We start from the raw sequence: 26,135 nt of genomic DNA on the forward strand, positions 1-26,135 counted from the left end.
ACTTTCTCTTATTGAGTTACGACCTCGTTGCCGTTAACGATGGTCTTAGTGATTTTAAAATCTGGTGTGAATGCGGTCAGGTTGGCCACTTTACCTTCGCCAAGAGTGCCGAGACGCTTTTCAACGCCAATGGCACGTGCCGGATAGAGCGTCGCCATACGTAAAACTTCATCCAGTGCGATACCGCAATGTTCGACCAGATTACGCACGCCTTCAATCATGGTTAAGGATGAACCGCTTAACGTGCCGTTCTCATCCACACAAAGCCCGTTACGGTAGTATATTGTTTTACCCGCAAAAATGAACTGTTCAATATTGGCCCCGGCAGGCGCAGTGGCGTCTGTAACCAGACACAGCTTGTCGCCTTTCAGGCGTTTGGCATTGCGAATATTGGCATAATCTACGTGCAGGCCATCGGCGATAATACCGCAATAAATGTCTGCCTCATCAAGAACTGCGCCCGCCAAACCCGGTTCGCGACCTGTAATATACGGCATCGCGTTGTACAGATGAGTGGCAAAGGTAATACCCGCGCGGAAACCGGCTTTTGCTTCTTTCAACGTCGCGTTGGAGTGACCGGCAGACACCACAATTCCGGCATTTGCCAGTTTGCTGATCACTTCTGCAGGCACCATTTCCGGCGCCAGAGTGACTTTGGTGATCACATCTGCATTTTCGCAAAGGAAATCAACCAGTGCAGCATCGGGCTTACGCACAAAATTCGGATTATGGGTGCCTTTTTTCACCAGATTCAGCCACGGACCTTCCAGATGCAGACCTAATGCCTGATTCGGATGTTTTGCCAGATACTCACGCATTACGTGCACGCCCTGTTTCATCAGGTCATCGCTGGTGGTGATGAGTGTCGGCAGATAGTTAGTACAGCCTGATTTCTCATTGGCTTTCTGCATGATTTCCAGCGTTTCCACGCTGACGGCTTCAGCGGTATCGTTGAATTGCACGCCGCCGCAGCCGTTTAGCTGCACATCGATAAAACCGGGGGAGAGAATGGCCCCGTTCAGTGAACGTTGTTCGATCCCTGACGGCAGTTCCGCTACCGGGCAGACGCTTTTAATTAAGCCATCAGCGATAACAACCGCATGGTCATCAAGAAATTCATGGCTGGTAAAAATCCGGCCCTGGGTTAATGCATACATTCCGACCCCCCGATTTCAAAAATAATATTGCCCTGAGCAAGATGTCAGGGCAGGGATAACAATTACAGACCTTTGATATTTTCTGCTTCTAATTCATTGAAATATCTTAAGGTCTTCACTTTCAGCTCCATGGTGGAAGGCTCATCGCATACCATGATGGCTTTTGGATGCAGTTGCAGGCAGCTAATGGTCCACATATGGTTAACACAACCTTCAACCGCAGCCTGTAACGCCAGCGCTTTCTGGCTGCCCAGTACCAGAATCATTACTTCTTCGGCATCCAGCAGTGTACCCACACCGACGGTCAGCGCATATTTTGGTACCTGATTTACGTCATTATCAAAGAAGCGAGAGTTAGCAACGCGGGTATCGTGGGTCAGGGTCTTGATACGGGTACGAGAGGCCAGAGAAGAAGCAGGTTCGTTAAATGCGATATGACCGTCGTTACCGACACCGCCCATAAACAGATGAATTTTTCCGTAAGAGCGGATTTTCTCTTCATACTGGCGGCACTCAGCGTCGATGTCCGGGGCATTGCCATTGAGGAGGTTAATGTTTTCTGCTGGAATATCAACGTGATCGAAGAAGTTACGGTGCATAAAGCTGTAGTAGCTCTCTGGATGCTCTTTCGGCAAACCGACATATTCGTCCATGTTGAAGGTGACAACGTGCTTAAAGCTGACCTGGCCTGCTTTATGCATTTCGACTAACGCTTTATAGGTGGTCATCGGCGTGCCGCCAGTCGGCAGGCCAAGCACAAACGGACGATCGGCAGTTGGTTTGAACGCATTGATACGATTGACGATATGGCGGGCAGCCCATTTGCCGACCTGTTCAGCGGTAGTCAGGGGGATCAGTCTCATTATTCACCTCAATAAGTAAAATGTAAGCCGTTGGCGGATTAGGCATCTTTAAGCGTAACCTGGATTTGCGCAGACAGGCGTCAATCCGACCTGATTTTTTGAATAATAAAATAAGTTTTCTGGTTTAGCCAGTAAAAGGGAGTGATGATAACGATATTTGGTGACAAAACTCACAAAAGACACGCGTTTAATTTGCGATACGAATTAAATTTTCACACACTCTGTAGCAGATGATCTAACAATCTGATTACAGAACATCGACAGTAAAAATTGCAGCAAAATAAAAAAACGGCTTTAAACGAGCCAAATAGGGGTCTCGTAGGGGGAATAAGATGAATATTTTAGGTTTTTTCCAGCGACTCGGTAGGGCGTTACAGCTCCCTATCGCGGTGCTGCCGGTGGCGGCGCTGTTGCTGCGATTCGGTCAGCCAGATTTACTTAACGTTGCGTTTATTGCCCAGGCGGGCGGCGCTATTTTTGACAACCTTGCGCTAATTTTCGCCATCGGCGTGGCATCCAGTTGGTCCAAAGACAGTGCAGGTGCGGCGGCGCTGGCGGGTGCAGTCGGTTACTTTGTGTTAACCAAAGCCATGGTCACCATCAACCCAGAAATTAATATGGGCGTACTGGCAGGTATCATTACCGGTCTGGTCGGTGGTGCAGCCTATAACCGTTGGTCTAATATCAAACTGCCGGACTTCCTGAGCTTCTTCGGCGGCAAACGCTTTGTTCCTATCGCAACCGGCTTCTTCTGTCTGGTGCTGGCAGCCATTTTTGGTTATGTCTGGCCGCCGGTGCAGCACGCTATCCATGCAGGCGGCGAATGGATCGTTTCCGCAGGCGCGCTGGGTTCCGGTATTTTTGGTTTCATCAACCGTCTGCTGATCCCAACCGGTCTGCATCAGGTACTGAACACCATCGCCTGGTTCCAGATTGGTGAATTCACCAACGCGGCGGGTACGGTATTCCACGGCGACATCAACCGCTTCTACGCGGGCGACGGCACGGCGGGGATGTTCATGTCCGGCTTCTTCCCAATCATGATGTTCGGTCTGCCGGGCGCGGCGCTGGCAATGTACTTCGCTGCGCCGAAAGAGCGTCGCCCGATGGTTGGCGGGATGCTGCTTTCTGTTGCGATTACCGCGTTCCTGACCGGTGTGACTGAGCCGCTGGAATTCCTGTTCATGTTCCTTGCTCCGCTGTTGTACCTTCTGCATGCATTGCTGACGGGTATTAGCCTGTTTGTGGCAACGCTGCTGGGTATCCATGCGGGCTTCTCCTTCTCTGCGGGCGCTATCGACTACGCGTTGATGTATAACCTGCCGGCAGCCAGCCAGAACGTCTGGATGCTGCTGGTGATGGGCGTTGTTTTCTTCGCTATCTACTTTGTGGTGTTCAGTGTGGTTATTCGCATGTTTAACCTGAAAACACCGGGTCGTGAAGACAAAGAAGACGAGATTGTTACAGAAGAAGCCAACAGCAATACCGAAGAAGGTCTGACTCAACTGGCCACCAACTATATTGCTGCAGTGGGCGGTACTGACAACCTGAAAGCGATTGATGCCTGTATTACCCGTCTGCGCCTGACGGTTAACGATTCTGCGCGCGTCAACGATGCAATGTGCAAACGTCTGGGCGCTTCTGGTGTAGTGAAACTGAATAAACAGACTATTCAGGTGATTGTCGGTGCGAAAGCGGAATCTATCGGCGATGCGATGAAGAAAGTTGTTGCCCGTGGCCCGATAGCGGCTGCGTCTGCTGAAGCTGTAACTGCAACCGTCGCTCCTGTAGTAAAACCGCAGGCCGTACCAAACGCGGTGTCTGTCGCGGAGCTGGTATCGCCGATTACCGGTGATGTTGTGGCGCTGGAGCAGGTTCCTGACGAAGCATTTGCCAGCAAAGCGGTGGGTGATGGTGTAGCGGTGAAACCGACGGATAAAATCGTCGTATCGCCAGCCGCAGGGACAATCGTGAAAATTTTCAACACCAACCATGCTTTCTGTCTGGAAACCGAAAAAGGCGCGGAGATCGTCGTCCACATGGGGATCGACACCGTAGCGCTGGAAGGTAAAGGCTTTAAACGTCTGGTGGAAGAGGGCGCGCAGGTAAGCGCAGGGCAACCGATTCTGGAAATGGATCTGGATTACCTGAATGCTAACGCCCGCTCGATGATTAGCCCGGTGGTTTGCAGCAATATTGACGATTTCAGCGGCCTTATCATTAAAGCCCAGGGCCATGTTGTGGCGGGTCAAACGCCACTGTATGAAATCAAAAAGTAATCAGCTTTATGCCTGATGCGATGCTGGTGCGTCTTATCAGGCCTACAAAAGCTCTGTGTAGGTTGGATAAGACGCTTAAGCGTCGCATCTAACAATGACACAGGAATGGCAAAAGCGGCGGATATCATCTTCGCCGCTTTTTTTTTCATCAATCATCCCCATAATCTTTGTCAGATTATCAATTTTAAAAAACTAACAGTTGTCAGCCTGTCCCGCTTATAAGATCATACGCCGTTATACGTTGTTTACGCTTTGAGGAATCCACGATGAGTGAGGCAGAAGCCCGCCCGACTAACTTTATTCGTCAGATCATCGATGAAGATCTGGCCAGTGGTAAGCACACCACAGTACATACCCGTTTCCCGCCGGAGCCGAATGGCTATCTGCATATTGGTCATGCGAAATCTATCTGCCTGAACTTTGGGATCGCCCAGGACTATAAAGGTCAGTGCAACCTGCGTTTCGACGACACTAACCCGGTAAAAGAAGATATCGAGTACGTTGAGTCGATCAAAAACGACGTTGAGTGGTTAGGTTTTCACTGGTCTGGTAACGTCCGTTACTCCTCTGATTATTTTGATCAACTCCACGCCTATGCGATCGAATTGATTAATAAAGGCCTGGCATATGTCGATGAGCTGACGCCAGAGCAGATTCGCGAATACCGTGGCACCCTGACGCAGCCGGGTAAAAACAGCCCGTACCGCGATCGTAGTGTTGAAGAGAACCTGGCGCTGTTCGAAAAAATGCGCACCGGTGGTTTTGAAGAAGGTAAAGCCTGCCTGCGCGCGAAAATCGACATGGCGTCGCCGTTTATCGTGATGCGCGATCCGGTGCTGTACCGCATTAAATTTGCTGAACACCACCAGACCGGCAACAAGTGGTGCATCTACCCGATGTACGACTTCACTCACTGCATCAGCGATGCGCTGGAAGGTATTACACACTCCCTGTGTACGCTGGAGTTCCAGGACAACCGTCGTCTGTACGACTGGGTTCTGGACAACATCACCATTCCTGTTCATCCGCGCCAGTACGAATTTTCGCGTCTGAATCTGGAATACACCGTGATGTCCAAGCGTAAGCTGAACCAGTTGGTGACCGACAAGCACGTAGAAGGCTGGGATGACCCGCGTATGCCGACCATTTCCGGTCTGCGTCGTCGTGGTTACACTGCGGCTTCTATTCGTGAGTTCTGCAAACGCATCGGCGTGACCAAGCAGGACAACACCATTGAGATGGCGTCGCTGGAATCCTGCATCCGCGAAGATCTCAACGAAAACGCCCCGCGCGCAATGGCGGTTATCGATCCGGTGAAACTGGTTATCGAAAACTATCAGGGCGAAGGCGAAATGGTCACCATGCCGAACCATCCGAACAAACCGGAAATGGGTAGCCGTCAGGTGCCGTTTAGCGGTGAGATTTGGATCGATCGCGCAGATTTCCGCGAAGAAGCCAACAAGCAGTACAAGCGTCTGGTGCTGGGTAAAGAAGTGCGTCTGCGTAATGCTTACGTGATTAAAGCGGAACGCGTGGAGAAAGATGCCGAAGGCAATATCACCACCATCTTCTGTACCTACGATGCCGATACTTTAAGCAAAGATCCGGCAGATGGTCGTAAAGTGAAAGGCGTTATCCACTGGGTAAGCGCGGCACATGCGCTGCCAGTTGAAATTCGCCTGTACGACCGTCTGTTCAGTGTACCGAACCCAGGGGCTGCGGATGATTTCCTGTCGGTGATTAACCCGGAATCGCTGGTGATCAAACAGGGCTTTGCTGAACCGTCGCTGAAAGATGCGGTAGCGGGTAAAGCATTCCAGTTTGAGCGTGAAGGTTACTTCTGCCTCGACAGTCGCCATTCCACTACGGAGAAACCGGTATTTAACCGCACCGTGGGTCTGCGTGATACCTGGGCGAAAGTCGGCATGTAATTTGAAGTATTCATAGGCCGGATAGGGCGTTTACGCCGTATCCGGCATGAACAAAACGCACTTTATCAACAATCCAAAACGCCGCGTTCTGCGGCGTTTTCTCTATTTTTCCTCGCAAATTAATACCGTGTCGTTATTTATTCATAAATAAAATTAGCAACTAATGATATATACATGTTGAAAATGTTATTGCCTTAATTCAACGTAAATCCTCGTATTTCCCTCTATATACTTTTTTATAACGAACTTAAGCCTTGTAACAAAAAACATCAAAATATGTGCGGTTGCTCATGTTCTTACATTCTCGTTACAGAAAGAGATTGATAATTCGCGTCGCGAAAAATAGTCTGTCCCTGTAGTCGGCGAGACCTTTCTCAACGCTACTTTTTTAATTTTTATTTTTTTCGCTGTTCACCTTTGGTGCAGCAATTTATACGTCAAAGAGGATTAACCCATGCGTACGTTTAGTGGCAAACGTAGTACGCTGGCGCTGGCTATTGCCGGTGTTACAGCAATGTCGGGCTTTGTGGCAATGCCAGAGGCTCGCGCCGAAGGATTCTTCGAAGATTCAACCTTAACCGGCGGTATCTATTACTGGCAGCGTGAACGTGACCGTAAAGATGTTACCGACGGCGACAAATACAAAACCAACCTTTCTCACTCCACCTGGAACGCTAATCTCGATTTTCAGTCTGGCTATGCCGCTGATATGTTCGGTCTGGATATTGCCGCGTTTACAGCGATTGAAATGGCGGAAAACGGCGACAGCTCTCACCCGAACGAAATCGCGTTTTCAAAAAGTAATAAAGCCTATGACGAAGACTGGTCCGGCGATAAAAGCGGTATAAGTCTGTATAAAGCGGCGGCTAAATTTAAATACGGTCCGGTGTGGGCGAGGGCAGGTTACATTCAGCCAACTGGTCAAACGCTGTTAGCGCCGCACTGGAGTTTTATGCCAGGCACCTATCAGGGGGCGGAAGCTGGGGCTAATTTTGATTATGGCGATGCTGGTGCGTTGAGTTTCTCTTACATGTGGACCAACGAATATAAAGCGCCGTGGCATCTGGAAATGGATGAGTTTTATCAGAACGATAAAACCACCAAAGTCGACTATCTGCACTCCCTTGGCGCGAAGTACGACTTCAAAAATAATTTCGTACTGGAAGCGGCGTTTGGTCAGGCGGAAGGCTATATCGATCAGTATTTTGCTAAAGCCAGCTACAAATTTGATATCGCCGGTAGCCCGTTAACCACCAGCTACCAGTTCTACGGTACACGCGACAAAGTTGACGATCGCAGCGTCAACGATCTTTATGACGGTACAGCATGGTTGCAGGCGTTGACCTTTGGCTACCGGGCGGCTGATGTCGTCGATTTACGTCTGGAAGGCACCTGGGTTAAAGCCGACGGTCAGCAGGGATACTTCCTGCAACGTATGACTCCAACCTATGCTTCCTCTAATGGTCGCCTGGATATCTGGTGGGATAACCGTTCTGACTTTAACGCCAACGGTGAAAAAGCGGTCTTCTTCGGCGCGATGTATGACCTGAAAAACTGGAATCTTCCTGGCTTCGCCATCGGCGCTTCTTATGTTTACGCATGGGATGCTAAACCCGCGACCTGGCAGAGTAACCCGGATGCGTACTACGACAAGAACCGGACTATTGAAGAGTCTGCGTACAGCCTGGATGCGGTCTACACCATTCAGGACGGTCGAGCCAAAGGCACGATGTTCAAACTGCACTTCACCGAATACGACAACCACTCCGACATCCCAAGTTGGGGTGGTGGTTACGGCAACATCTTCCAGGATGAGCGTGACGTGAAATTTATGGTGATCGCACCGTTCACTATCTTCTGATGCCAGACGCGGCAGGCATTTTGCCTGCCGCCCGTTTGAGGAGTTCGCTATGAAAAAATTAATTCTCATCGCCATAATGGCATCGGGGCTGGTGGCCTGCGCGCAGTCGACAGCACCAAAGGAAGATAGCCATCTGAAAGAAGCTTACAGCGCCTGTATCAATACCGCGCAAGGTTCGCCGGAAAAAATTGAAGCCTGTCAGAGCGTGTTAAACGTACTGAAGAAAGAGAAACAACATCAACAGTTTGCCGAACAAGAAAGTGTTCGCGTGCTGGATTATCAGCAGTGCATTCAGGCAACGCAAACCGGTAATGACCAGGCGGTGAAAGCCGATTGCGATAAGGTCTGGCAGGAAATTCGCAGTAATAACGCTACGCAGTAAAAACTGAAAAGCGAGGGCTGTCACTCTCGCTTTTTCTTGTTTCCCTTGTATCAAAAAGCCAACCCGCAGGTTGGCTTTTCTCGTTCGTTCAGGCTGGCTTATTTGCCTTCGTGCGCATGCTCATCTTCGCGGCAATCGCCTTCGGCGCAGTGACCGTAAAGATAGAGGCTATGGTTAGTCAGGCGAATGCCATGTTTCGCGGCGATTTCACGTTGACGCGCTTCGATGGAATCATCACTAAATTCGATAACCTTGCCGCAGTCGAGGCAGATCAGGTGATCGTGGTGGTGTTGCTGGGTCAGTTCAAATACGGATTTGCCGCCTTCAAAATTGTGGCGGGTGACGATACCTGCGTCGTCAAACTGGTTCAGTACGCGGTATACCGTAGCCAGACCAATTTCTTCACCCATATCGATCAGACGTTTGTACAAATCTTCCGCACTGACGTGATGGTTGTCCGGCTCCTGAAGAACTTCCAGGATTTTCAAGCGTGGAAGCGTTACTTTCAGGCCAGCTTTCTTTAGGGCGGTATTGTTATCAGTCATGCGGAATCTGTCCTGTTACTAAGCGGTTCACTTCATTAGAAGAAGTGACAGAATTTGCTCTTGAGATAATGCGTATCATTATAGAATTGCCACGCCTAAATGAAAACTACAAGTCCCTGGCAAATATTGTTAATAAAAACGTGGCACAGCTTACACTTATATCGGCAAGGCCACTTGAATACCGGGACATTGTACAGGTACAACGGCAAAAGTTACAAATTTGTAGCAATTATTTCGATTGGCATTACCTATTAATACGGCGTAGATATTGGTCTACGCCGCATCACATCAGGCATTGATAATTTCGTCGAGATGTAACTCTTCAGAAATTTGTTTTACCCATTTTTCTACGCGCTCGGCGGTCAGTTCCGGTTGACGGTCTTCGTCGATAGCCAGACCGACGAAGTGGTCATCATCTACCAGACCTTTCGATGCTTCGAAATGGTAGCCGGCAGTTGGCCAGTGACCGACGATAGTCGCGCCGCGCGGTTCGATGATGTCGCGGATGGTGCCTAACGCATCGCAGAAATATTCTGCGTAATCTTCCTGGTCGCCACAACCAAACAGCGCAACCAGTTTACCATTGAAATCAATCTCTTCGAGAGTTGGGAAAAAATCGTCCCAGTCACATTGCGCTTCGCCGTAGTACCAGGTTGGAATGCCCAGCAGCAGAATGTCATACGCTTCCAGATCTTCTTTGCTGCTTTTTGCAATGTCATGGACATCGGCAACGTCTTTACCAAGCTGTTTTTGAATCATTTTTGCGATATTTTCGGTATTACCGGTGTCGCTGCCGAAAAAGATGCCAGTGATAGCCATGAGTGAAATAACCTCTTGAAACTTATTGAAATGGGGGTGGTAAATTGCCCACGGATAAAGGCAATCATAGCAGAACAGGCAGTCTTGCGGAATCAGCAAACTTGCAGGACTGCACACTGTGCTACACGAAAATGGAAATTTAAACGATGCCCTGGCTGCGCAGCGCTGCCAACTGCTGCATCAATATCTCTTCGATCAGTTCGCTACGACTCATATTACGCGATTCTGCCAGCTCGTTCAGCGCCTCGACAGCCTCCGTGTTCAGCTTCAGTTCGACACGCTTAAGACCACGTACTTTGTCGCGTTTTAGCTGGTTGCGCTTATTAATACGCAGCTGTTCATCGCGCGAAAGCGGATTGGTTTTCGGTCGTCCCGGTCGACGCTCGTGCGCGAACAGATCTAATGTCGTACGGTCCGTTTGTTCTTTGGCCATGATCTTGGTGACTTCGGGGGAAACAATCAGCCAGGCGCTTGCCCGGATGGATAGCGCGCCATAATACAACAGCGTGAGGAGTCTCGCCAACGCCCACGCGCGGAAAGCCGCGCGGGCGCTGGGTTTTTAATCAGTTATGCTAATCATTGAGATAGCGACGGATGGCGCGCAACACCGCATCCGGTTTTTCTGCGTGTACCCAGTGACCCGCGCCTGCAATCACATGCGCCCGTGCCTGTGGAAATTGTGCCAGTAAATCAGCTCGATACTGTTCGGTGACATACGGCGAGTTGCCGCCAGGAATAAACAGCGCAGGGTGGTCCCACGCCGGAATTTTCTCCCAGCCAACAATATGTGGATATTGATCCCACAGTACCGGCACATTAAAGCGCCATTCGCCATCAACGTAAGATTTCAGCAGAAACTGAATGACTCCTTCTTCATTCAGATGCTGGCGCATCACTGCCGCTGCCTGCTGGCGTGTTTGCGCGTCGGATTCACTGACCGCATTGATGGCCGCGAAAATCTCATCGTGACGGCGTACGTGATAGTTGACCGGCGCGATATCAATCGCCACCAGTTTATCGATGCGATCGGGAGCCAGTGCAGTGAGCGCCATTACCGCTTTACCGCCCATTGAGTGACCAATAAATGTCGCCTTATCGATCTGCAACGCATCCAGGGTATCAACAAGATCCTGGGCCATCGCCGGGTAATTCATCACCGGATCTCTCAGCGAAAGACCATGGTTACGCATATCAACCTGGATGATATTGTGATCGTCTATCAGATCGCGAGCCAGTACGCCAAGATTGTCGAGGCTGCCAAACAGGCCATGGACGAGGACAATGGGAGAATTATTGTGCTGGTTTTGTGCAGTTTGCGCGCGGATATTCAATTTCATGGCAAAGTTCTTTTTTTCGCTCTGTCGGGTTAGGGTATTATGTTGACCATTGTGCCACAGGGCTGCAACAAATACGGGTTACTCCGATTTTTTCTGCATGCCAGGCTTGACGCTATCCGCTGCCGGGATTTATTCGTATACTCCCGGCAACTTGTATTCAGCTAAGACACCGCACTGGATTAAGATGAAAACGATTGAAGTTGATGATGAACTCTATAGCTATATTGCCAGCCACACTAAGCATATCGGCGAGAGCGCATCCGACATTTTACGGCGCATGTTGAAATTTTCCGCCGCATCACAGCCTGTTGCTCCGGTGACGAAAGAGGTTCGCGTTGCGTCACCTGCTATCGTCGAAGCGAAGCCGGTCAAAACGATTAAAGATAAAGTTCGCGCCATGCGTGAACTTCTGCTTTCGGACGAATACGCCGAGCAAAAACGCGCGGTAAATCGCTTTATGCTGCTGTTGTCTACACTATATTCTCTTGACGCCCAGGCGTTTGCCGAAGCAACGGAGTCGTTGCATGGCCGCACGCGCGTTTACTTTGCGGCAGATGAGCAAACGCTACTGAAAAATGGTAATCAGACCAAACCGAAACACGTGGCAGGCACGCCGTATTGGGTGATCACCAACACGAACACTGGCCGTAAATGCAGCATGATCGAACATATCATGCAGTCGATGCAATTCCCGGCGGAATTGATTGAGAAGGTTTGCGGGACAATTTAAAACAACGTTGCAGACAAAGGACAAAGCAATGGCAATCCACAATCGTGCAGGCCAACCTGCACAACAGAGTGATTTGATTAATGTCGCCCAACTGACGGCGCAATACTATGTACTGAAACCAGAAGCAGGGAATGCTGAACACGCGGTGAAATTCGGGACCTCCGGTCACCGTGGCAGTGCAGCGCGCCATAGCTTTAACGAGCCGCACATTCTGGCGATAGCCCAGGCGATTGCCGAAGAACGTGCGAAAAACGGCATCACTGGCCCTTGCTACGTGGGTAAAGATACCCATGCTCTGTCTGAACCTGCGTTCATTTCCGTCCTGGAAGTACTGGCAGCAAACGGTGTTGATGTCATTGTGCAGGAAAACAATGGCTTTACACCGACGCCTGCCGTTTCCAATGCCATTCTGGTTCACAACAAAAAAGGTGGCCCACTGGCAGATGGTATTGTGATTACGCCGTCCCATAACCCGCCGGAAGATGGTGGTATCAAATACAACCCGCCAAATGGCGGTCCGGCTGATACCAACGTCACCAAAGTGGTGGAAGACAGAGCCAACGCACTGCTGGCGGACGGCCTGAAAGGCGTGAAGCGTATCTCCCTCGACGAAGCGATGGCGTCCGGTCATGTGAGAGAACAGGATCTGGTGCAGCCATTTGTGGAAGGCCTGGCGGATATCGTTGATATGGCCGCGATTCAGAAAGCAGGTTTAACGCTGGGTGTCGATCCGCTGGGGGGGTCCGGTATCGAATACTGGAAACGTATTGGCGAGTATTACAATCTCAACCTGACCATCGTTAACGATCAGGTTGATCAAACCTTCCGCTTTATGCACCTCGACAAAGATGGCGCGATCCGTATGGATTGCTCCTCTGAATGTGCGATGGCGGGCCTGCTGGCGCTGCGTGATAAGTTCGATCTGGCGTTTGCTAACGACCCGGATTATGACCGTCACGGTATTGTCACTCCGGCTGGGTTGATGAACCCGAACCATTATCTGGCGGTGGCGATCAACTACCTGTTCCAGCATCGTCCGCAGTGGGGCAAAGATGTTGCCGTCGGTAAAACACTGGTTTCTTCCGCGATGATCGACCGTGTGGTTAACGATTTGGGCCGCAAACTGGTAGAAGTACCGGTAGGCTTCAAATGGTTTGTTGATGGCCTGTTCGACGGTAGTTTCGGCTTTGGCGGCGAAGAGAGCGCGGGTGCTTCCTTCCTGCGTTTCGACGGTACGCCGTGGTCGACCGATAAAGACGGCATCATCATGTGTCTGCTGGCGGCGGAAATTACCGCAGTCACTGGTAAGAACCCGCAGGAACACTACAACGAACTGGCAAAACGCTTTGGTGCGCCGAGCTACAACCGTTTGCAGGCAGCGGCAACCTCCGCACAGAAAGCGGCACTGTCTAAGCTGTCGCCGGAAATGGTAAGCGCCAGCACTCTGGCTGGCGACCCGATCACCGCGCGTCTGACCGCAGCACCGGGCAACGGTGCTTCTATTGGCGGTCTGAAAGTGATGACAGACAACGGCTGGTTCGCCGCGCGTCCGTCAGGCACGGAAGACGCATATAAGATCTACTGCGAAAGCTTCCTCGGTGAAGAACATCGCAAGCAGATCGAGAAAGAAGCGGTTGAGATTGTTAGCGAAGTTCTGAAAAACGCGTAATTGCGTAAAGTAATAAAAAAGGGCGATCATTCGATCGCCCTTTTTTGCTTCACTTTATTAACCGTGTTTATTTTTCAGTTCAAAACGTGGTGATACCAGGCCATACAGCGTCCAGCCGAGGAAGGTCACGATGGAGCCATACAACATGGCTTCTTCCCCGGAGGAGTAGAGCGCATAGAAGCTGTACATTGCGCCAACAAAGGCAACAAAGTTAGCCACTTTCGCTTTAGCTGCCGGAACATTAGCTGCCTTCTGAATGATCACCAGTGCCGCCATCGACAGAATATACGGGATGATATTGGTCACCACAGCCAGATTAACCAGTACGTTGAACTGACTGTTCAACGACGGGCTAATCGTCATCAGCGCCAAACCAGTCTGGATAATCACAATGGTCAACATTCCCTGAACAGGTGCGTCCACTTTTGTTACACGAGAGAAGATTTTTGGAAAGTATCCCTCATCGGCGGAAGATTTAAACACCTGAGCAATGGTGAATTGCCATCCAAGCAGCGAACCGCAGCAGGACATCACCATCAGCGCCATAATCACTTTACCGACTACCGGTGTGAACATTTGCGCGAAGGCCAGACCAAACGGCGCGGTTGAATTTGCCAGTTCCATATTTGGCACAATCCCGGCAATTACGTTGGTGGAAACGATATAAATTACCGCCGCACCTAATGTACCGCCGAGTACCGCGATCGGCACGTTACGTTCCGGGTTTTCCACCACGTCGGCATTCGCACACGCCGACTCCAGACCAAGAAATGCCCACAGCGTCATGGCGATAGAAGAACCTACCGCGCTGAAGAACGGCGCATGATGTGGGTTCCATGAATCAACATAAAGCGTTGGACTAAACCAGAACCAGCCGATAATGCACAGGCCGATCACCGGGATAATGACCCCCCACACGGTAATGCTACTGATTTGCCCGGTAATGCGCGCGCCGCCAAAGTTAGCCACGGTACATACCCACAATACAGCAATAGTGGCAAGACCGATCTGGACTGGCGAGAGTGCGGCGCCAAACAATTCAGTACCGTAACCAACGGCGGAAATAGCAATGGCGACGTTGGCAATCAGCAGCGAGACGCCGTAGGTGTAGTTTGCCATGAAGTTGCCGGATTTACCGAAAGCATATTCGGCGTAACCGCCCATACCGCCTGATTTACGGCTATACATACCGCATTTTGCGAAGGCCCAGGCCAACGCCATTGAGCCCACCGCTGTTACCAACCAGGAGATAATCGAGATCGTCCCGACTTCTGCCAGTTTGGTCGGGAGCATAATGATCCCGGAGCCCATCATGTTGACCATCGTCAGTATGGTTAACTGCACGACGCCCATCTTGTTCGCTTTAGCCTGACTCATAATTTTTCCCCTTCTGACAGGGTGCCTTGCGCATCACGAGGCTTGATGACATAGCACCAGACTTGCTTACGTCCATCATGTTCTTCGATATAGACGCCCTGTAATTCCGGTGCAAAACCAGGCAGCAGGTTGATCCCTTCTTCCAGTGCGCTGAAGTAACGCAGAACCGCACCGCCCCAGACTTCACCAGGAACAACACACAGCACTCCCGGAGGATAAGGCAGGGCGCCTTCAGCAGCGATACGACCTTCTGCATCCGGCAGGCGAACCAGTTCCACCTCACCGCGCAAGTAGGCGTAGTTGGCTTCCTGTGGATTCATACAAACGCGTGGGAAGTGTTCTTTACGGAACATCTCTTTTTGCAGTTGTTTCACATTGTGGCGGGCATACAGGTCATGCATTTCCTGACAGAGCTGACGCAAGGTATAACCGGCGTAACGTTCTTCGTGCTGTTTGTAAATAGAAGGCAGCACTTCCGCCAGTGGAGCATCTGCTTCCAACAGTTTTTCGAAACGTACCAGCAAGGCGACAAGTTGCTGCAGTTTGGCCATATCCTCCGCCGGAGTTAGCAGGAAGAGAATGGAGTTCAGATCGCATTTTTCTGGAATTACGCCATTTTCGCGCAGGAAGTTGGCGAGAATTGTTGCCGGAACGCCAAACGCCTCATATTCGCCATTACGCGCATCAATACCTGGGGTCGTCAGCAGCAGCTTGCACGGATCGACAAAATATTGGTTTTCTGCGTAGCCTTCAAAAGAATGCCAGTGTTCTCCCGGGACAAACTGGAAGAAACGCAGGTCATTGGCGATTTCTCTGGTCGGATAAGATTGCCACGGTTTGCCATCGATCAGTTCAGGTACGAATGGGCGAATATGATGGCAGTTTTCGAGGATCAGTTTGCGGGCATCGATGCCATTTGCCACACACTCCATCCACATGTTGCGACCGCTTACGCCTTCATGCATTTTGGCGTTGACATCCAGCGCGGCGAACAATGGATAGAACGGGCTGGTAGAAGCGTGCATCATGAAAGCATTATTCATGCGTTTATGTGGCACATAACGCTGTTGCCCTTTGATGTGTCTGTCTTTTTTATGAATTTGTGATGTCTGGGAAAAACCAGCCTGCTGTTTATGTACCGATTGCGTAACCAGAATGCCCGGATCGTTTTCATTGAGCTCCAGCAGCAGCGGCGAACAGTCAGCCATCATCGGGATAAATTGCTCATAGCCGACCCATGCGGAGTCAAACAGAATGTAGTCACACAGATGACCAATTTTATCCACCACCTGACGGGCGTTATAAATAGTACCGTCGTAAGTGCCTAACTGAATAACGGCGAGACGGAAAGGACGAGCCTCTTTTGCTCGTTGCGGCGCGACTTCCGCGATCAGCTCACGCAGGTAACTTTCTTCAAAACAGTGAGCGTCAATACCACCGATAAAACCATACGGGTTACGTGCAGTTTCCAGATAAACTGGTGTTGCGCCAGCCTGTAGCAACGCACCGTGGTGGTTGGATTTATGGTTATTGCGGTCAAACAACACCAGATCGCCCGGCGTCAGCAATGCGTTTAAGACCACTTTATTAGAAGATGAAGTACCGTTTAAAACGAAATAGGTTTTATCGGCATTAAAGACTTTAGCTGCATGCTGTTGTGCAATACATGGCGCACCTTCATGAATCAGCAGATCGCCCATCGCCACATCAGCGTTACACAAGTCGGAACGGAACAGCGTTTCGCCAAAATACTCTACAAACTGATTTCCTGCCGGATGACGACGGAAAAATTCGCCGCCCTGATGACCGGGGCAGTCAAACGCACTGTTGCCCTGATTGACATAATCGACCAGCGCGCGGAAGAAGGGCGGGCGCAGTTGCGTTTCATAATGACGGGCAGCAGTTTCTAACTGACGACCGTAAAACTCTTTACGCGTTTCGCAACGTTCGAAGACACCAGAAATACGAGACAGATATTTTGCAGGTACTTGCTCTTCATTTTCCGTAGCAATAAAGACGGGAATGCCGTAACCGGTAGCGTCTATTTCATCGAGTTTTCCACGCTCAACATCATTGACCGATAAAACAATGGCGGCGACGTTAATATAACGGCTTTCGTCAATATTCACGCATGTACGTTGAGTGGAAAAATAATTCTGGCAAGAACGACTAACGGCAATTTTTAATTCTGACATTTTTCATCTCTCTAATTCAGGTAATAACAGGTCCTCAATTTCTCAAAAGAGAAATCGATAACGCCGGAAAAAAAGCAAAACATTCCCCCTGATAAATAAATCAGTTATTTGCTTTTTTGCAGATGCAATAACCCTGACCAGCCCGGTAACTGGCGATACTCTTCTCGTTCAGGTTGCGAAATAGCGCACTGAATTAATAAGAGTATAAAAGGGTTAGCAGTGTATGAGCACCAGGAGATACAGGCATTAACCTGCAATGCTTAAAAACAGGGAGACCTGTATGTTGAGGTGCCCTTTAGTCAGAAGACTAGCGGGCATTAAAGAAATGAAAGTCGAAACTATTACGATGGGAAAACTTCATAATATGAGTTGTCCGCCTTATATGAGGCATGGCGCGATTATTATTTTCCATTTTCCTTTACCTTTTTCTGTATTAGTTGAAGGTAAGATTATTCTATCCAGGAAATAGCCAGAATCTGTGAAGGAGATCAACAAAAAATGATTACGTCTGAAACAATAAGCCATCAAATATAAATTGCGCCATGGTGTCCTTATATTGTTATTTAAATGTTGTAATTTTCGCTTTATATTTTCGCTAAGAAAACAAGCCTGCTAAATAATATTCTTAACAGGCCTGGTGATTATTCAGGCGTGTTTAATGAATATGCATTCACAGCATGAAACGATAGCCAATACCGGTTTCAGTAATGAAATGGCGGGGACGAGCGGGATCCTGCTCCAGTTTTTGTCGCAGGTGTCCCATATAAATACGCAAATAGTGACTGTGTTCGACAGCGTTTGGTCCCCACACCTGGTTGAGGAGCTGGCGCTGGGTGAGCACTTTTCCGGCGTTGTTGAGCAGCACTGCCAACAGGCGAAACTCGATGGGCGTTAAATGCACTTCTTCCTCGCCGCGGTGAATCAGGCGAGCAGCTAAATCGACGGTAACGTCGGAAAATGTCACTACCGGATCGGGCGCGGAGCTGGTTGAGTGGCGGCGTAACGCGACGCGCAGACGGGCCTGTAATTCGCCGATACCAAATGGTTTACTCAGATAATCATCAGCTCCGGCGTCCAGCGCGGCGATTTTGTCGCTCTCTTCACTGCGTGCGGAAAGGACAATTATCGGCACCGCGCTCCACTGGCGCAGATCGCGGATAAACTCAATCCCATCGCCATCGGGCAGACCGAGATCGAGAATAATCAAATCCGGCTTACGGGTCGCGGCTTCCAGCAATCCACGTTGCAGCGTTTCAGCTTCATAGACACGCATTCCGTCGCCTTCCAGCGCCGTGCGCAGAAAGCGACGAATAGCCTGTTCATCTTCAACAATCAGAACGTTTGTCACATATCCTCATGAAATTCTTCAAGTTCAGGAGCGGTTTGCTGGGGAAGTGTAACACGAAAACAGGCGCCGCCTTCCGGTCGGTTGAACGCGGTAATCGTGCCGCCGTGTACATCCACTATCGCCCGGCAAATTGCCAGCCCAAGCCCGACTCCCGGCACCGCCGACTCTTTATTTCCCCGGGCAAACTTATCGAAAATGGTCTGTTCCTTTCCTTGCGGAATACCAGGGCCGTTATCCCAGACATCCAGTTGCAGCCGATCGCCAGCCACATGGGCGTCGATACCAATTTTGGCCTGCGCGCCTGCGTATTTCACCGCGTTCTCCAGCAGATTAATCAGCACTCGTTCAAACAGTGGCCCGTCGACGTGGATTAAGGTCAGCGGTTCTGGCAGAGAAAGGTTGATGGGCGATGATAAACCCGGTTCCAGCATTTGCAGCGCGCTACCAACCACTTCTTCCAGCGTTAACCATTCTTTCTTCAAATTAAAGCCGCCAGACTGAATTCGCGCCATATCCAGCAAATTATTCACCAGTCGGGTGGTGTTCAGCACATGCTGGCGAATTTCGCTGGCCTGGCGGGCGTGCGGTGATCCTTCGCTTGCCAGATCGAGCGTCAAGATTTCTGCCTGCCCGAACAATACCGTAAGCGGGGTGCGCAAATCATGAGACAGCGCCGCCAGCAGGGCGTTGCGAATTTGTTCGCGTTCGCTTGCCATCCGAGCCTGTTCTTCACTGGCGGTTAGCGTCAGGCGCTCCAGCGCATTGGCGACCAACAGGCTAAAGGTTTCCAGCAGACGCTGTTGTTCCGGGATCATCAGTTGACGCAGATTTCCTGGTTCTACCACCACCAGCCCGTAAGTTTTCTCGCCGCTTTTTAACGGCAAAATCTGGTACGGTACACCGGGTAACGTGTCGGTCCCCGCGCCCGCAGGCAGGCCTTTATCAAAACTCCAGTGGGCGATAGCCTCGTCCCATGGCGTCATCCCCTGTGGATGCGTCAATGGCTGCAATCTACCATCGTCATCGGGTAACAACACCTGGCTGCGGGCATGAAACGTGGAGGCAATAAACTGTTCGCTGGTGGCGGCGATGTCCTGCGGACTTCGCCCAACGGCCAGTGCTTTTGACATTTCATACAGATGCCGCGTGCGTTGCTCGCGGTAACGAGCTACCCGCGCCTGATAACGCACGCCAGCGGTAAGATTCCCGATCACCAGCCCGACGGTTAACATCACCGCAAAGGTCAGTAAATACTGGACGTCAGAGACGGCGAGTGTCCCGCGTGGGGCAATAAAAAAGAGGTCGAAACTCAGTACATTAATGACGGTGGCAACCACTGAAGGCCAGCGACCATAAAACAGCGCGACTACGACTACGCCCAGCAGATACAGCATTACAAGGTTGGCGGCATCAAACGCCACCAGCCACTGCATGGCAATTAAGGTGATAACGGCGCATAACGCGGCGGCAACGACACACCCCTGAATCTGTACTCGCCACTTATCTTTAAAAGAGCGGCTATCCGGCGCGTGATTAAGATTGCGGGTCGGTGGTTCATCAAGCGCGACCAACACTTGATCGAGATCGGGGGCGATGCGCGCCAGTCGGTCAGCAAAAGTTTCCCGGCGCCACCAGCGACGCGAGGCCGGGCGACCGAGAATAATTTTACCGAGATTATGTTCCCGGGCATAACGTACTACGGCTTTTTCTTCTGCCGGGTCAGAAAGCGTTGCCGTCTCAGCGCCTAACTCCTGTGCCAGACGCAGGGCGCTGAGAATTGCCCGGCGTTTTTTCTCCGGTAAGCGGTGCAGGGCAGGGGTTTCAACATACACTGCGTGCCAGACGCTTCCCAGTCTTGACGCCAGTCGTGCTGCCGCCCGGACCAGTTTTTCGCTGCCCGTATTGTGCCCGATGCATAAAAGAATCGCGTCACGCGTGTGCCAGACTTTCTCTTCACCAGGACGACCTCGCCAGGCGCGCATTTGCTCATCTACGCGATCGGCAGTACGGCGCAGTGCCAGTTCACGCAGGGCGATCAGATTGCCTTTGCGGAAAAAATGCTCAATGGCGCGTTCCGCCTGTCCGGCAATATAAACCTTGCCTTCTTTCAGCCGTTGTCGCAGATCGTCCGGGGGCAAGTCCACCAGCACTACGTCGTCGGCGGCATCGAAAAAAGGATCGGGCACGGTTTCCCGCACCTGAATCCCGGTGACGCCGCTGACCACATCGTTAAGGCTTTCCAGATGCTGAACGTTGACAGTGGTGAAAACATCAATTCCTGCTTCCAGCAGCTCTTCGATATCCTGCCAGCGTTTAGGATGACGGGAACCTGGCGCATTACTGTGCGCCAGCTCGTCCATTAAAATCAGCGCCGGGCGACGGGCGAGGGCGGCGTCGAGATCAAACTCACTGATATGCCGCCCACGATGCGCCTGGCGTTTTAGCGGCAGTACTGCCAGCCCTTCCAGCATGGCGGCAGTATCTTTACGTCCGTGGGTTTCCACCACGCCAACCACAATATCCAGCCCTTGCGCCCGCAGTCGCTGGGCTTCTGCCAGCATCGCCCAGGTCTTCCCGACGCCCGCACAGGCACCAAAGAAAACTTTAAGCTTTCCCCGATGCGGCGCGGCAGTTTGTTCCAGCAGACGGTCGGGATCGGGACGTAAGGGTTCATTATTCATCAAGCTTATCCAGCGCCAGATTGAGTTCGACAATGTTGACGACCGGCTGGCCGATATATTTCACCAGCGGTTGTTGGCTGTATTTTGCGACCAGTTGCGTGAGCTGTTCAACGCCGAGATTACGCGCTTTCGCCACGCGTGGGATCTGCCAGGCCGCCGCTTGCGGGGTAATGTTATTGTCCAGTCCGCTTGCCGACGCCGTCACCAGTTCAACCGGAACGTTCATGCTGGCATCCGGGTTAGTGGCCCGTAACGCGGCGACGCGTGCGGCTATTTGTTTATCCAGCTCTGGGTTACTGACTGCCAGATTGCTCCCGCCAGAAGCCTGTGGATTATAGGGCATTTCTGCCGTTGCCGACGGGCGACCATGAAAATAGCCGTTGCCAGTAAAATTCTGCCCGATTAACGCTGAACCGCGAACCGTATTACCTTCACGAATCAACGAGCCGTTGGCCTGCCAGGGAAACCACCATTGCCCCAGCGCGGTGGTTAGCAGCGGATAAACACCGCCAGTAATCAGTAACAGAAAGAGAAATGTCGATAATGCCGGACGTAATCCACGCATGGTAAACCTCACACCAGACCGCAAACGGTCAGCAGTAAATCAATGACTTTGATACCGATAAACGGCACCAGCAGCCCACCCAGACCGTAAATCCATAAGTTACGGCGCAACATGGCAGAAGCGGTAAGCGGTTTATAACTCACACCTTTTAACGCCAGAGGAATTAAAAAGACGATAATTAAGGCGTTGAAAATGACCGCGCTGAGAATGGCGGAGTCGGGCGAATGCAGGCGCATGATGTTCAGCGCATTTAACTGCGGATACGTTGCCGCGAACGCCGCCGGAATAATGGCGAAGTATTTCGCTACATCGTTGGCGATGCTGAAAGTGGTCAGCGAGCCACGGGTCATCAGCATCTGTTTGCCAATATGCACCACTTCGATCAACTTGGTCGGGTTAGAGTCGAGATCCACCATATTGCCCGCTTCTTTCGCCGCCTGGGTGCCGGAGTTCATCGCCACCGCGACATCTGCCTGCGCCAGCGCCGGAGCATCGTTGGTGCCATCGCCAGTCATCGCCACTAAACGGCCTTCTGCCTGATACTGACGAATCAACGCCAGCTTAGCCTCCGGTGTCGCTTCAGCGAGAAAATCATCAACGCCGGCTTCCGCCGCGATGGCGGCGGCAGTCAGACGGTTATCGCCGGTAATCATCACCGTTTTAATACCCATTTTACGCAGTTGCGCGAACCGCTCTTTAATACCGCCTTTGACGATATCTTTCAGCGCAATGACGCCCAGCACGCGGGAACCTTCTACCACCACCAACGGCGTCGCTCCCTGACGCGCAACCTGATCGACTTTTTGATCAACATCGGCAGGAAAGTGACCACCGTTAGCTTCAACATGGCGGCGAATGGCATCGACAGAACCTTTGCGGATCATACGATTGTCGATGTTGATCCCGCTCATCCGGCTTTGCGCAGTAAACGGTACAAAGGTGGCGTGAAGCGACTGCACATCGCGCTCGCGCAGGTTAAAACGCTGTTTGGCAAGGATCACAATACTGCGGCCTTCCGGCGTTTCATCGGCTAGTGAAGACAGTTGCGCGGCGTCGGCCAGCGTTTTTTCCTCTACGCCCTGCGCGGGGATAAACTCCGATGCCTGACGGTTACCGAGGGTGATGGTGCCGGTTTTATCCAGCAGCAGGACATCAACGTCGCCCGCCGCTTCAACTGCACGTCCGCTGGTGGCGATAACATTGGCACCGAGCATCCGGCTCATCCCGGCGACGCCGATAGCCGACAACAAGCCGCCGATAGTGGTTGGGATCAGACAAACCAGCAGCGCCACCAGTACTGTTACGCTGACCGCGTTACCACCCCAGGCGGTAAATGGCCACAACGTTGCAGTTGCCAGTAAAAAGACGATGGTCAGAGCAATCAGCAGGATAGTCAGGGCAATCTCGTTCGGTGTTTTGCGTCGCTGTGCGCCTTCCACCATCGCGATCATCCGATCCAGAAATGTCTCACCGGGGTTAACGCTGCACTCAATCACCAGCCAGTCAGAAAGAATACGCGTGCCGCCAGTGACGGAGGCAAAATCGCCGCCGGATTCACGGATCACTGGTGCCGATTCCCCGGTGATGGCGCTCTCATCGACCGATGCGCCACCTTCAATAACTTCACCATCACAGGGGATAATATCGCCTGCTTCTACCAGCACGATGTCACCTTTACGCAGTTGATCGGCAGGAACGTTGTCCGCCACAGCGCCATATTTCGGTTCGCGCAGCTTGCGGGCAAAGGCGGTTTTTTTCACTCCTTTCAGACTGTTGGCCTGTGCTTTACTACGGCCTTCTGCCAGCGCCTCGGCGAAATTCGCGAACAGCACCGTGACCCACAACCAGCCACTAATAGCCGCACTAAACAGCGCATTGCCAGGCATCGCGCCGCTTGCCATCGCGATGCTAATACAGGTGGTCAGCAAACTGCCGATCCAGACGATAAACATCACCGGATTGCGCCATTGCGCCTGCGGGTTTAATTTTTTCATCGCTTCTTTCAGCGCCTGAACGACAAGTGTTGGTTCGAATAGCGCCAGTTGTTTACGACTCATATTCAGTGCTCACTCAATATCATCAGGAGAGATATTCCGCCACCGGACCAAGCGCCAGGGCAGGGATAAAGGTCAGTGCGCCAACCAGCAACACAGTGCCGATCAACAGGCCAATAAATAGTGGGCCGTGCGTTGGCAGCGTACCGGAGCTGGCAGGTTGGCTCTTTTTACTCACCAGCGAACCGGCAATTGCCATCACCGGGATAATCACCCCAAAGCGACCGACGAACATGCAAAACGCCAGTAAACAGTTCCAGAATGGAGAGTTGGCGCTTAATCCGGCAAAGGCGCTGCCGTTGTTGTTCGCAGCGGACGACACGGCGTATAGCACTTCACTGAAACCATGCGGACCTGGGTTGAGCATGGCGCTACGTCCGGCGTCAGTCATCATTGCCAGTGCGGCACCGAGCAGTACCAGCGCCGGGCTGACCAGAATCGCCAGCGCAGTCAGTTTCATCTCGCGCACGTCGATTTTTTTACCCAGATATTCCGGCGTACGACCAATCATCAGCCCGGCAATAAACACCGCCAGCAGGACGAACAGCATCATGCCGTAAAGACCAGAACCGACACCGCCGAATACCACTTCACCAATTTGCATCAACCACATCGGCACCATGCCGCCGAGAGCGGTAAACGAATCATGCATCGCAATCACCGCGCCGCAGGAAGCCGCTGTGGTCACGACCGCAAACAGGCTACTGACCAGCACGCCGAAACGGCTCTCTTTACCTTCCATATTGACGCTGCTGTCTGCGCCGAGCGCCAGCAGATGCGGGTTACCCTGAACTTCCGCCCACATCACCACGGCCACGCAGATGACAAAAATCACTGACATCGCCCACAGCAACATGCGCCCCTGACGACGATCGCCCGCCACTTCGCCAAAGGCAAAGCACAGCGCTGTTGGGATCAAGAAGATCGCCAGCATTTGCACGAAGTTGGTCAGTACGGTCGGGTTTTCAAACGGATGCGACGAGTTGGCATTAAAAAAACCACCGCCGTTAGTTCCGAGCATTTTGATTGCTTCCTGAGAAGCTACCGGACCCATTGGTAACAGCTGTTGCGCTCCTTCAATGGTCGTCACAGCCTGATAAGGCAGAAAGTTTTGCAGTACGCCTTGTTGAATAAAAAACAGTGCGATCAACAACGCTACAGGAGCTAACACCCATAACGTAATGCGTAGCAGATCAACCCAGGCATTACCGAGCGTGCTCATGCTCTGGCGGGTAAACGCACGGATAAGGGCAAAAATCACCGCAATCCCGCTGGCGGCAGAAAGAAAGTTTTGCACCGTTAAGCCCGCCATCTGGCTGAAATAGCTCAATGTGGTTTCACCACTGTAAGCTTGCCAGTTGGTATTGGTAACAAAGCTGACGGCGGTATTGAGTGCCAGATCCCACGACAGCCCCGGCAACTGTTGCGGATTAAGCGGCAGATAGTGCTGACCGAGCAACATAAAAAACAGCACCGCCAGCCCCAGCATATTCAGGCTGAGAATGGCAGAGAGATACTGCTTCCAGTTCATCTCACGGTCAGAGACGCCAAGTATACGAAAGAGTACGCGTTCAACGCCCGCTATACCGGGAAGAGGAATGTTATTAATCAGCCGCGCCAGCCCGCTACCTAAAGGACGCGCCAGTACCATCAGCACCAATAAAAACGTAGCTATCAGTAAGAACCCTTGCGCAGCCATCAGAACGTCTCCGCATTGATCAGGGCATAAACCAGATAACCCAGTAGTAAGAACACCAGCAATATGCCGGTTATCACGCCTGCACTCACAGTGCACCTCCCGTGGCCTAAAAGTGATACTGGAAGAGTAGAATCCTGGCTGCAAAGATTTCGCAAAAATCCGCGGACGGGGTGTAAAAAAAGTATAAAAATGGCAAAAGCCATTATTTAACTAATGATTAGTATTAAATTAACGTTTATGTAACTTAATTACGGAGTGAATGTAAATAAACTATCAATAGGTAAAATTAAGTGGTCGGATGAGTAGTAAAATTACACAAAAGGCGGTACTATTTTCATCAGAGAAACAGATTCATTTTTCCGGTGCTATTCACCGGGTAGATAAAAGGGGGAGAAAAGTATGGAACTCTACAGAGAATATCCAGCCTGGCTTATCTTTTTACGCCGTACTTATGCGGTTGCGGCGGGCGTTCTGGCGCTGCCTTTCATGCTTTTCTGGAAAGACCGTGCCCGCTTTTACAGCTACCTGCATCGCGTCTGGTCGAAAACCAGCGATAAACCGGTGTGGATGGATCAAGCCGAAAAGGCAACTGGTGATTTTTACTGATTGCTGAGTTTTGAATACATTGAAAACCGCTAGTGGA

The 26,135-nt window shown here is 51.3% G+C and carries 23 protein-coding genes; 7 read left to right on the forward strand and 16 right to left on the reverse strand.

What is annotated here, in order from left to right; genetic code table 11:
• Nucleotides 1–8 precede the first annotated feature (8 nt).
• Together nagA and nagB are read right to left on the reverse strand one after the other, a co-directional pair.
• On the reverse strand, nucleotides 9–1,157 hold the full coding sequence (gene nagA, locus PS053_RS21125) for an N-acetylglucosamine-6-phosphate deacetylase (RefSeq protein ID WP_256877958.1): 1,149 nt from the start codon (nucleotides 1,155–1,157) through the stop codon (nucleotides 9–11).
• 62 nt (nucleotides 1,158–1,219) lie between these two features.
• Entirely contained in the window at nucleotides 1,220–2,020 is an 801-nt protein-coding gene (gene nagB / locus PS053_RS21130; protein WP_001237072.1) for a glucosamine-6-phosphate deaminase, read from the reverse strand.
• Nucleotides 2,021–2,352: 332 nt separating this feature from the next.
• Here nagB and nagE point away from each other — a divergent pair, with 332 nt between their 5' ends.
• The 4 genes from nagE (at nucleotide 2,353) to PS053_RS21150 (ending at nucleotide 8,473) form a co-directional block, all read left to right on the forward strand.
• On the forward strand, nucleotides 2,353–4,299 hold the full coding sequence (nagE, locus tag PS053_RS21135) for a PTS N-acetyl glucosamine transporter subunit IIABC (RefSeq protein ID WP_256921746.1): 1,947 nt from the start codon (nucleotides 2,353–2,355) through the stop codon (nucleotides 4,297–4,299).
• Between the two features lie 266 nt (nucleotides 4,300–4,565).
• On the forward strand, nucleotides 4,566–6,230 hold the full coding sequence (glnS, locus tag PS053_RS21140; protein ID WP_001287168.1) for a glutamine--tRNA ligase: 1,665 nt from the start codon (nucleotides 4,566–4,568) through the stop codon (nucleotides 6,228–6,230).
• Nucleotides 6,231–6,684: 454 nt separating this feature from the next.
• The gene (gene chiP / locus PS053_RS21145; protein WP_001258858.1) at nucleotides 6,685–8,091 is read left to right on the forward strand and encodes a chitoporin ChiP; all 1,407 of its coding nucleotides are present in this window, start codon (nucleotides 6,685–6,687) and stop codon (nucleotides 8,089–8,091) included.
• 49 nt (nucleotides 8,092–8,140) lie between these two features.
• Nucleotides 8,141–8,473, forward strand: coding sequence for a ChiQ/YbfN family lipoprotein (locus PS053_RS21150; RefSeq protein ID WP_000733570.1), 333 nt, complete (start codon nucleotides 8,141–8,143; stop codon nucleotides 8,471–8,473).
• Between the two features lie 98 nt (nucleotides 8,474–8,571).
• Here the strand turns inward: PS053_RS21150 and fur are convergent, their stop codons facing one another.
• The 5 genes from fur to ybfF form a co-directional block, all read right to left on the reverse strand.
• Nucleotides 8,572–9,018 carry a ferric iron uptake transcriptional regulator gene (gene fur, locus PS053_RS21155; RefSeq protein WP_000131702.1) on the reverse strand — a complete coding sequence of 149 codons (447 nt, stop codon included), beginning with the start codon at nucleotides 9,016–9,018 and terminating at the stop codon, nucleotides 8,572–8,574.
• Nucleotides 9,011–9,097 (reverse strand): fur leader peptide, encoded by an 87-nt coding sequence (gene uof / locus PS053_RS21160; protein WP_001406816.1) that lies wholly within the window; start codon nucleotides 9,095–9,097, stop codon nucleotides 9,011–9,013. Before uof ends, fur begins: the two co-directional genes overlap by 8 nt.
• Before the next feature lie 209 nt (nucleotides 9,098–9,306).
• Nucleotides 9,307–9,837 carry a flavodoxin FldA gene (gene fldA / locus PS053_RS21165; protein ID WP_002430210.1) on the reverse strand — a complete coding sequence of 177 codons (531 nt, stop codon included), beginning with the start codon at nucleotides 9,835–9,837 and terminating at the stop codon, nucleotides 9,307–9,309.
• Between the two features lie 139 nt (nucleotides 9,838–9,976).
• Nucleotides 9,977–10,270 (reverse strand): LexA regulated protein, encoded by a 294-nt coding sequence (ybfE, locus tag PS053_RS21170; protein ID WP_002430209.1) that lies wholly within the window; start codon nucleotides 10,268–10,270, stop codon nucleotides 9,977–9,979.
• Between the two features lie 139 nt (nucleotides 10,271–10,409).
• Nucleotides 10,410–11,174 (reverse strand): esterase, encoded by a 765-nt coding sequence (ybfF, locus tag PS053_RS21175; protein WP_059226940.1) that lies wholly within the window; start codon nucleotides 11,172–11,174, stop codon nucleotides 10,410–10,412.
• A 184-nt stretch (nucleotides 11,175–11,358) separates the two neighbouring features.
• Between ybfF and seqA the strand changes: the two genes are divergently transcribed.
• Both seqA and pgm read left to right on the forward strand, forming a co-directional pair.
• Entirely contained in the window at nucleotides 11,359–11,904 is a 546-nt protein-coding gene (gene seqA / locus PS053_RS21180; RefSeq protein ID WP_002430208.1) for a replication initiation negative regulator SeqA, read from the forward strand.
• 28 nt (nucleotides 11,905–11,932) lie between these two features.
• Nucleotides 11,933–13,573 (forward strand): phosphoglucomutase (alpha-D-glucose-1,6-bisphosphate-dependent), encoded by a 1,641-nt coding sequence (gene pgm, locus PS053_RS21185; protein ID WP_025237380.1) that lies wholly within the window; start codon nucleotides 11,933–11,935, stop codon nucleotides 13,571–13,573.
• A 57-nt stretch (nucleotides 13,574–13,630) separates the two neighbouring features.
• Here pgm and potE read toward each other — a convergent pair whose 3' ends face one another.
• The 9 genes from potE to kdpF form a co-directional block, all read right to left on the reverse strand.
• A complete protein-coding gene (potE, locus tag PS053_RS21190; RefSeq protein ID WP_000075813.1) occupies nucleotides 13,631–14,950 on the reverse strand; it encodes a putrescine-ornithine antiporter in 1,320 nt (439 codons plus the stop codon).
• Nucleotides 14,947–17,145, reverse strand: coding sequence for an ornithine decarboxylase SpeF (gene speF, locus PS053_RS21195; RefSeq protein WP_256879101.1), 2,199 nt, complete (start codon nucleotides 17,143–17,145; stop codon nucleotides 14,947–14,949). The genes potE and speF overlap by 4 nt, the downstream gene beginning before the upstream one ends.
• Before the next feature lie 307 nt (nucleotides 17,146–17,452).
• Entirely contained in the window at nucleotides 17,453–17,557 is a 105-nt protein-coding gene (gene speFL, locus PS053_RS21200; protein ID WP_107164369.1) for a leader peptide SpeFL, read from the reverse strand.
• Nucleotides 17,558–17,815: 258 nt separating this feature from the next.
• A complete protein-coding gene (kdpE, locus tag PS053_RS21205) occupies nucleotides 17,816–18,493 on the reverse strand; it encodes a two-component system response regulator KdpE (protein WP_000186095.1) in 678 nt (225 codons plus the stop codon).
• Nucleotides 18,490–21,174: a two-component system sensor histidine kinase KdpD gene (gene kdpD / locus PS053_RS21210; RefSeq protein WP_059218905.1), complete on the reverse strand. Its 2,685-nt coding sequence runs from the start codon at nucleotides 21,172–21,174 to the stop codon at nucleotides 18,490–18,492. The genes kdpE and kdpD overlap by 4 nt, the downstream gene beginning before the upstream one ends.
• Nucleotides 21,167–21,739 (reverse strand): K(+)-transporting ATPase subunit C, encoded by a 573-nt coding sequence (gene kdpC / locus PS053_RS21215; protein ID WP_059225210.1) that lies wholly within the window; start codon nucleotides 21,737–21,739, stop codon nucleotides 21,167–21,169. Before kdpC ends, kdpD begins: the two co-directional genes overlap by 8 nt.
• Before the next feature lie 8 nt (nucleotides 21,740–21,747).
• The gene (gene kdpB / locus PS053_RS21220; protein WP_256879100.1) at nucleotides 21,748–23,796 is read right to left on the reverse strand and encodes a potassium-transporting ATPase subunit KdpB; all 2,049 of its coding nucleotides are present in this window, start codon (nucleotides 23,794–23,796) and stop codon (nucleotides 21,748–21,750) included.
• A 22-nt stretch (nucleotides 23,797–23,818) separates the two neighbouring features.
• Entirely contained in the window at nucleotides 23,819–25,492 is a 1,674-nt protein-coding gene (gene kdpA, locus PS053_RS21225) for a potassium-transporting ATPase subunit KdpA (protein WP_256879099.1), read from the reverse strand.
• Complete coding sequence (gene kdpF / locus PS053_RS21230) at nucleotides 25,492–25,581, reverse strand: K(+)-transporting ATPase subunit F (protein ID WP_059217307.1); 90 nt, start codon at nucleotides 25,579–25,581, stop codon at nucleotides 25,492–25,494. The genes kdpA and kdpF overlap by 1 nt, the downstream gene beginning before the upstream one ends.
• 310 nt (nucleotides 25,582–25,891) lie before the next feature.
• Here kdpF and PS053_RS21235 point away from each other — a divergent pair, with 310 nt between their 5' ends.
• Nucleotides 25,892–26,098, forward strand: coding sequence for a YbfA family protein (locus PS053_RS21235; protein WP_000424924.1), 207 nt, complete (start codon nucleotides 25,892–25,894; stop codon nucleotides 26,096–26,098).
• The last annotated feature ends 37 nt before the right edge of the window (nucleotides 26,099–26,135 follow it).

Origin of the sequence: Escherichia albertii (genome assembly GCF_028622335.1) — a bacterium.
GTDB lineage: Bacteria > Pseudomonadota > Gammaproteobacteria > Enterobacterales > Enterobacteriaceae > Escherichia > Escherichia albertii.

Bases quoted from the DNA above. Each gene is read 5' to 3' on its own strand.
- nagA (WP_256877958.1), bottom strand. From the start codon at position 1,157: ATGTATGCATTAACCCAGGGCCGGATTTTTACCAGCCATGAATTTCTT.
- nagB (WP_001237072.1), bottom strand. From the start codon at position 2,020: ATGAGACTGATCCCCCTGACTACCGCTGAACAGGTCGGCAAATGGGCT.
- nagE (WP_256921746.1), top strand. From the start codon at position 2,353: ATGAATATTTTAGGTTTTTTCCAGCGACTCGGTAGGGCGTTACAGCTC.
- glnS (WP_001287168.1), top strand. From the start codon at position 4,566: ATGAGTGAGGCAGAAGCCCGCCCGACTAACTTTATTCGTCAGATCATC.
- chiP (WP_001258858.1), top strand. From the start codon at position 6,685: ATGCGTACGTTTAGTGGCAAACGTAGTACGCTGGCGCTGGCTATTGCC.
- PS053_RS21150 (WP_000733570.1), top strand. From the start codon at position 8,141: ATGAAAAAATTAATTCTCATCGCCATAATGGCATCGGGGCTGGTGGCC.
- fur (WP_000131702.1), bottom strand. From the start codon at position 9,018: ATGACTGATAACAATACCGCCCTAAAGAAAGCTGGCCTGAAAGTAACG.
- uof (WP_001406816.1), bottom strand. From the start codon at position 9,097: ATGATACGCATTATCTCAAGAGCAAATTCTGTCACTTCTTCTAATGAA.
- fldA (WP_002430210.1), bottom strand. From the start codon at position 9,837: ATGGCTATCACTGGCATCTTTTTCGGCAGCGACACCGGTAATACCGAA.
- ybfE (WP_002430209.1), bottom strand. From the start codon at position 10,270: ATGGCCAAAGAACAAACGGACCGTACGACATTAGATCTGTTCGCGCAC.
- ybfF (WP_059226940.1), bottom strand. From the start codon at position 11,174: ATGAAATTGAATATCCGCGCGCAAACTGCACAAAACCAGCACAATAAT.
- seqA (WP_002430208.1), top strand. From the start codon at position 11,359: ATGAAAACGATTGAAGTTGATGATGAACTCTATAGCTATATTGCCAGC.
- pgm (WP_025237380.1), top strand. From the start codon at position 11,933: ATGGCAATCCACAATCGTGCAGGCCAACCTGCACAACAGAGTGATTTG.
- potE (WP_000075813.1), bottom strand. From the start codon at position 14,950: ATGAGTCAGGCTAAAGCGAACAAGATGGGCGTCGTGCAGTTAACCATA.
- speF (WP_256879101.1), bottom strand. From the start codon at position 17,145: ATGTCAGAATTAAAAATTGCCGTTAGTCGTTCTTGCCAGAATTATTTT.
- speFL (WP_107164369.1), bottom strand. From the start codon at position 17,557: ATGGAAAATAATAATCGCGCCATGCCTCATATAAGGCGGACAACTCAT.
- kdpD (WP_059218905.1), bottom strand. From the start codon at position 21,174: ATGAATAATGAACCCTTACGTCCCGATCCCGACCGTCTGCTGGAACAA.
- kdpC (WP_059225210.1), bottom strand. From the start codon at position 21,739: ATGCGTGGATTACGTCCGGCATTATCGACATTTCTCTTTCTGTTACTG.
- kdpB (WP_256879100.1), bottom strand. From the start codon at position 23,796: ATGAGTCGTAAACAACTGGCGCTATTCGAACCAACACTTGTCGTTCAG.
- kdpA (WP_256879099.1), bottom strand. From the start codon at position 25,492: ATGGCTGCGCAAGGGTTCTTACTGATAGCTACGTTTTTATTGGTGCTG.
- PS053_RS21235 (WP_000424924.1), top strand. From the start codon at position 25,892: ATGGAACTCTACAGAGAATATCCAGCCTGGCTTATCTTTTTACGCCGT.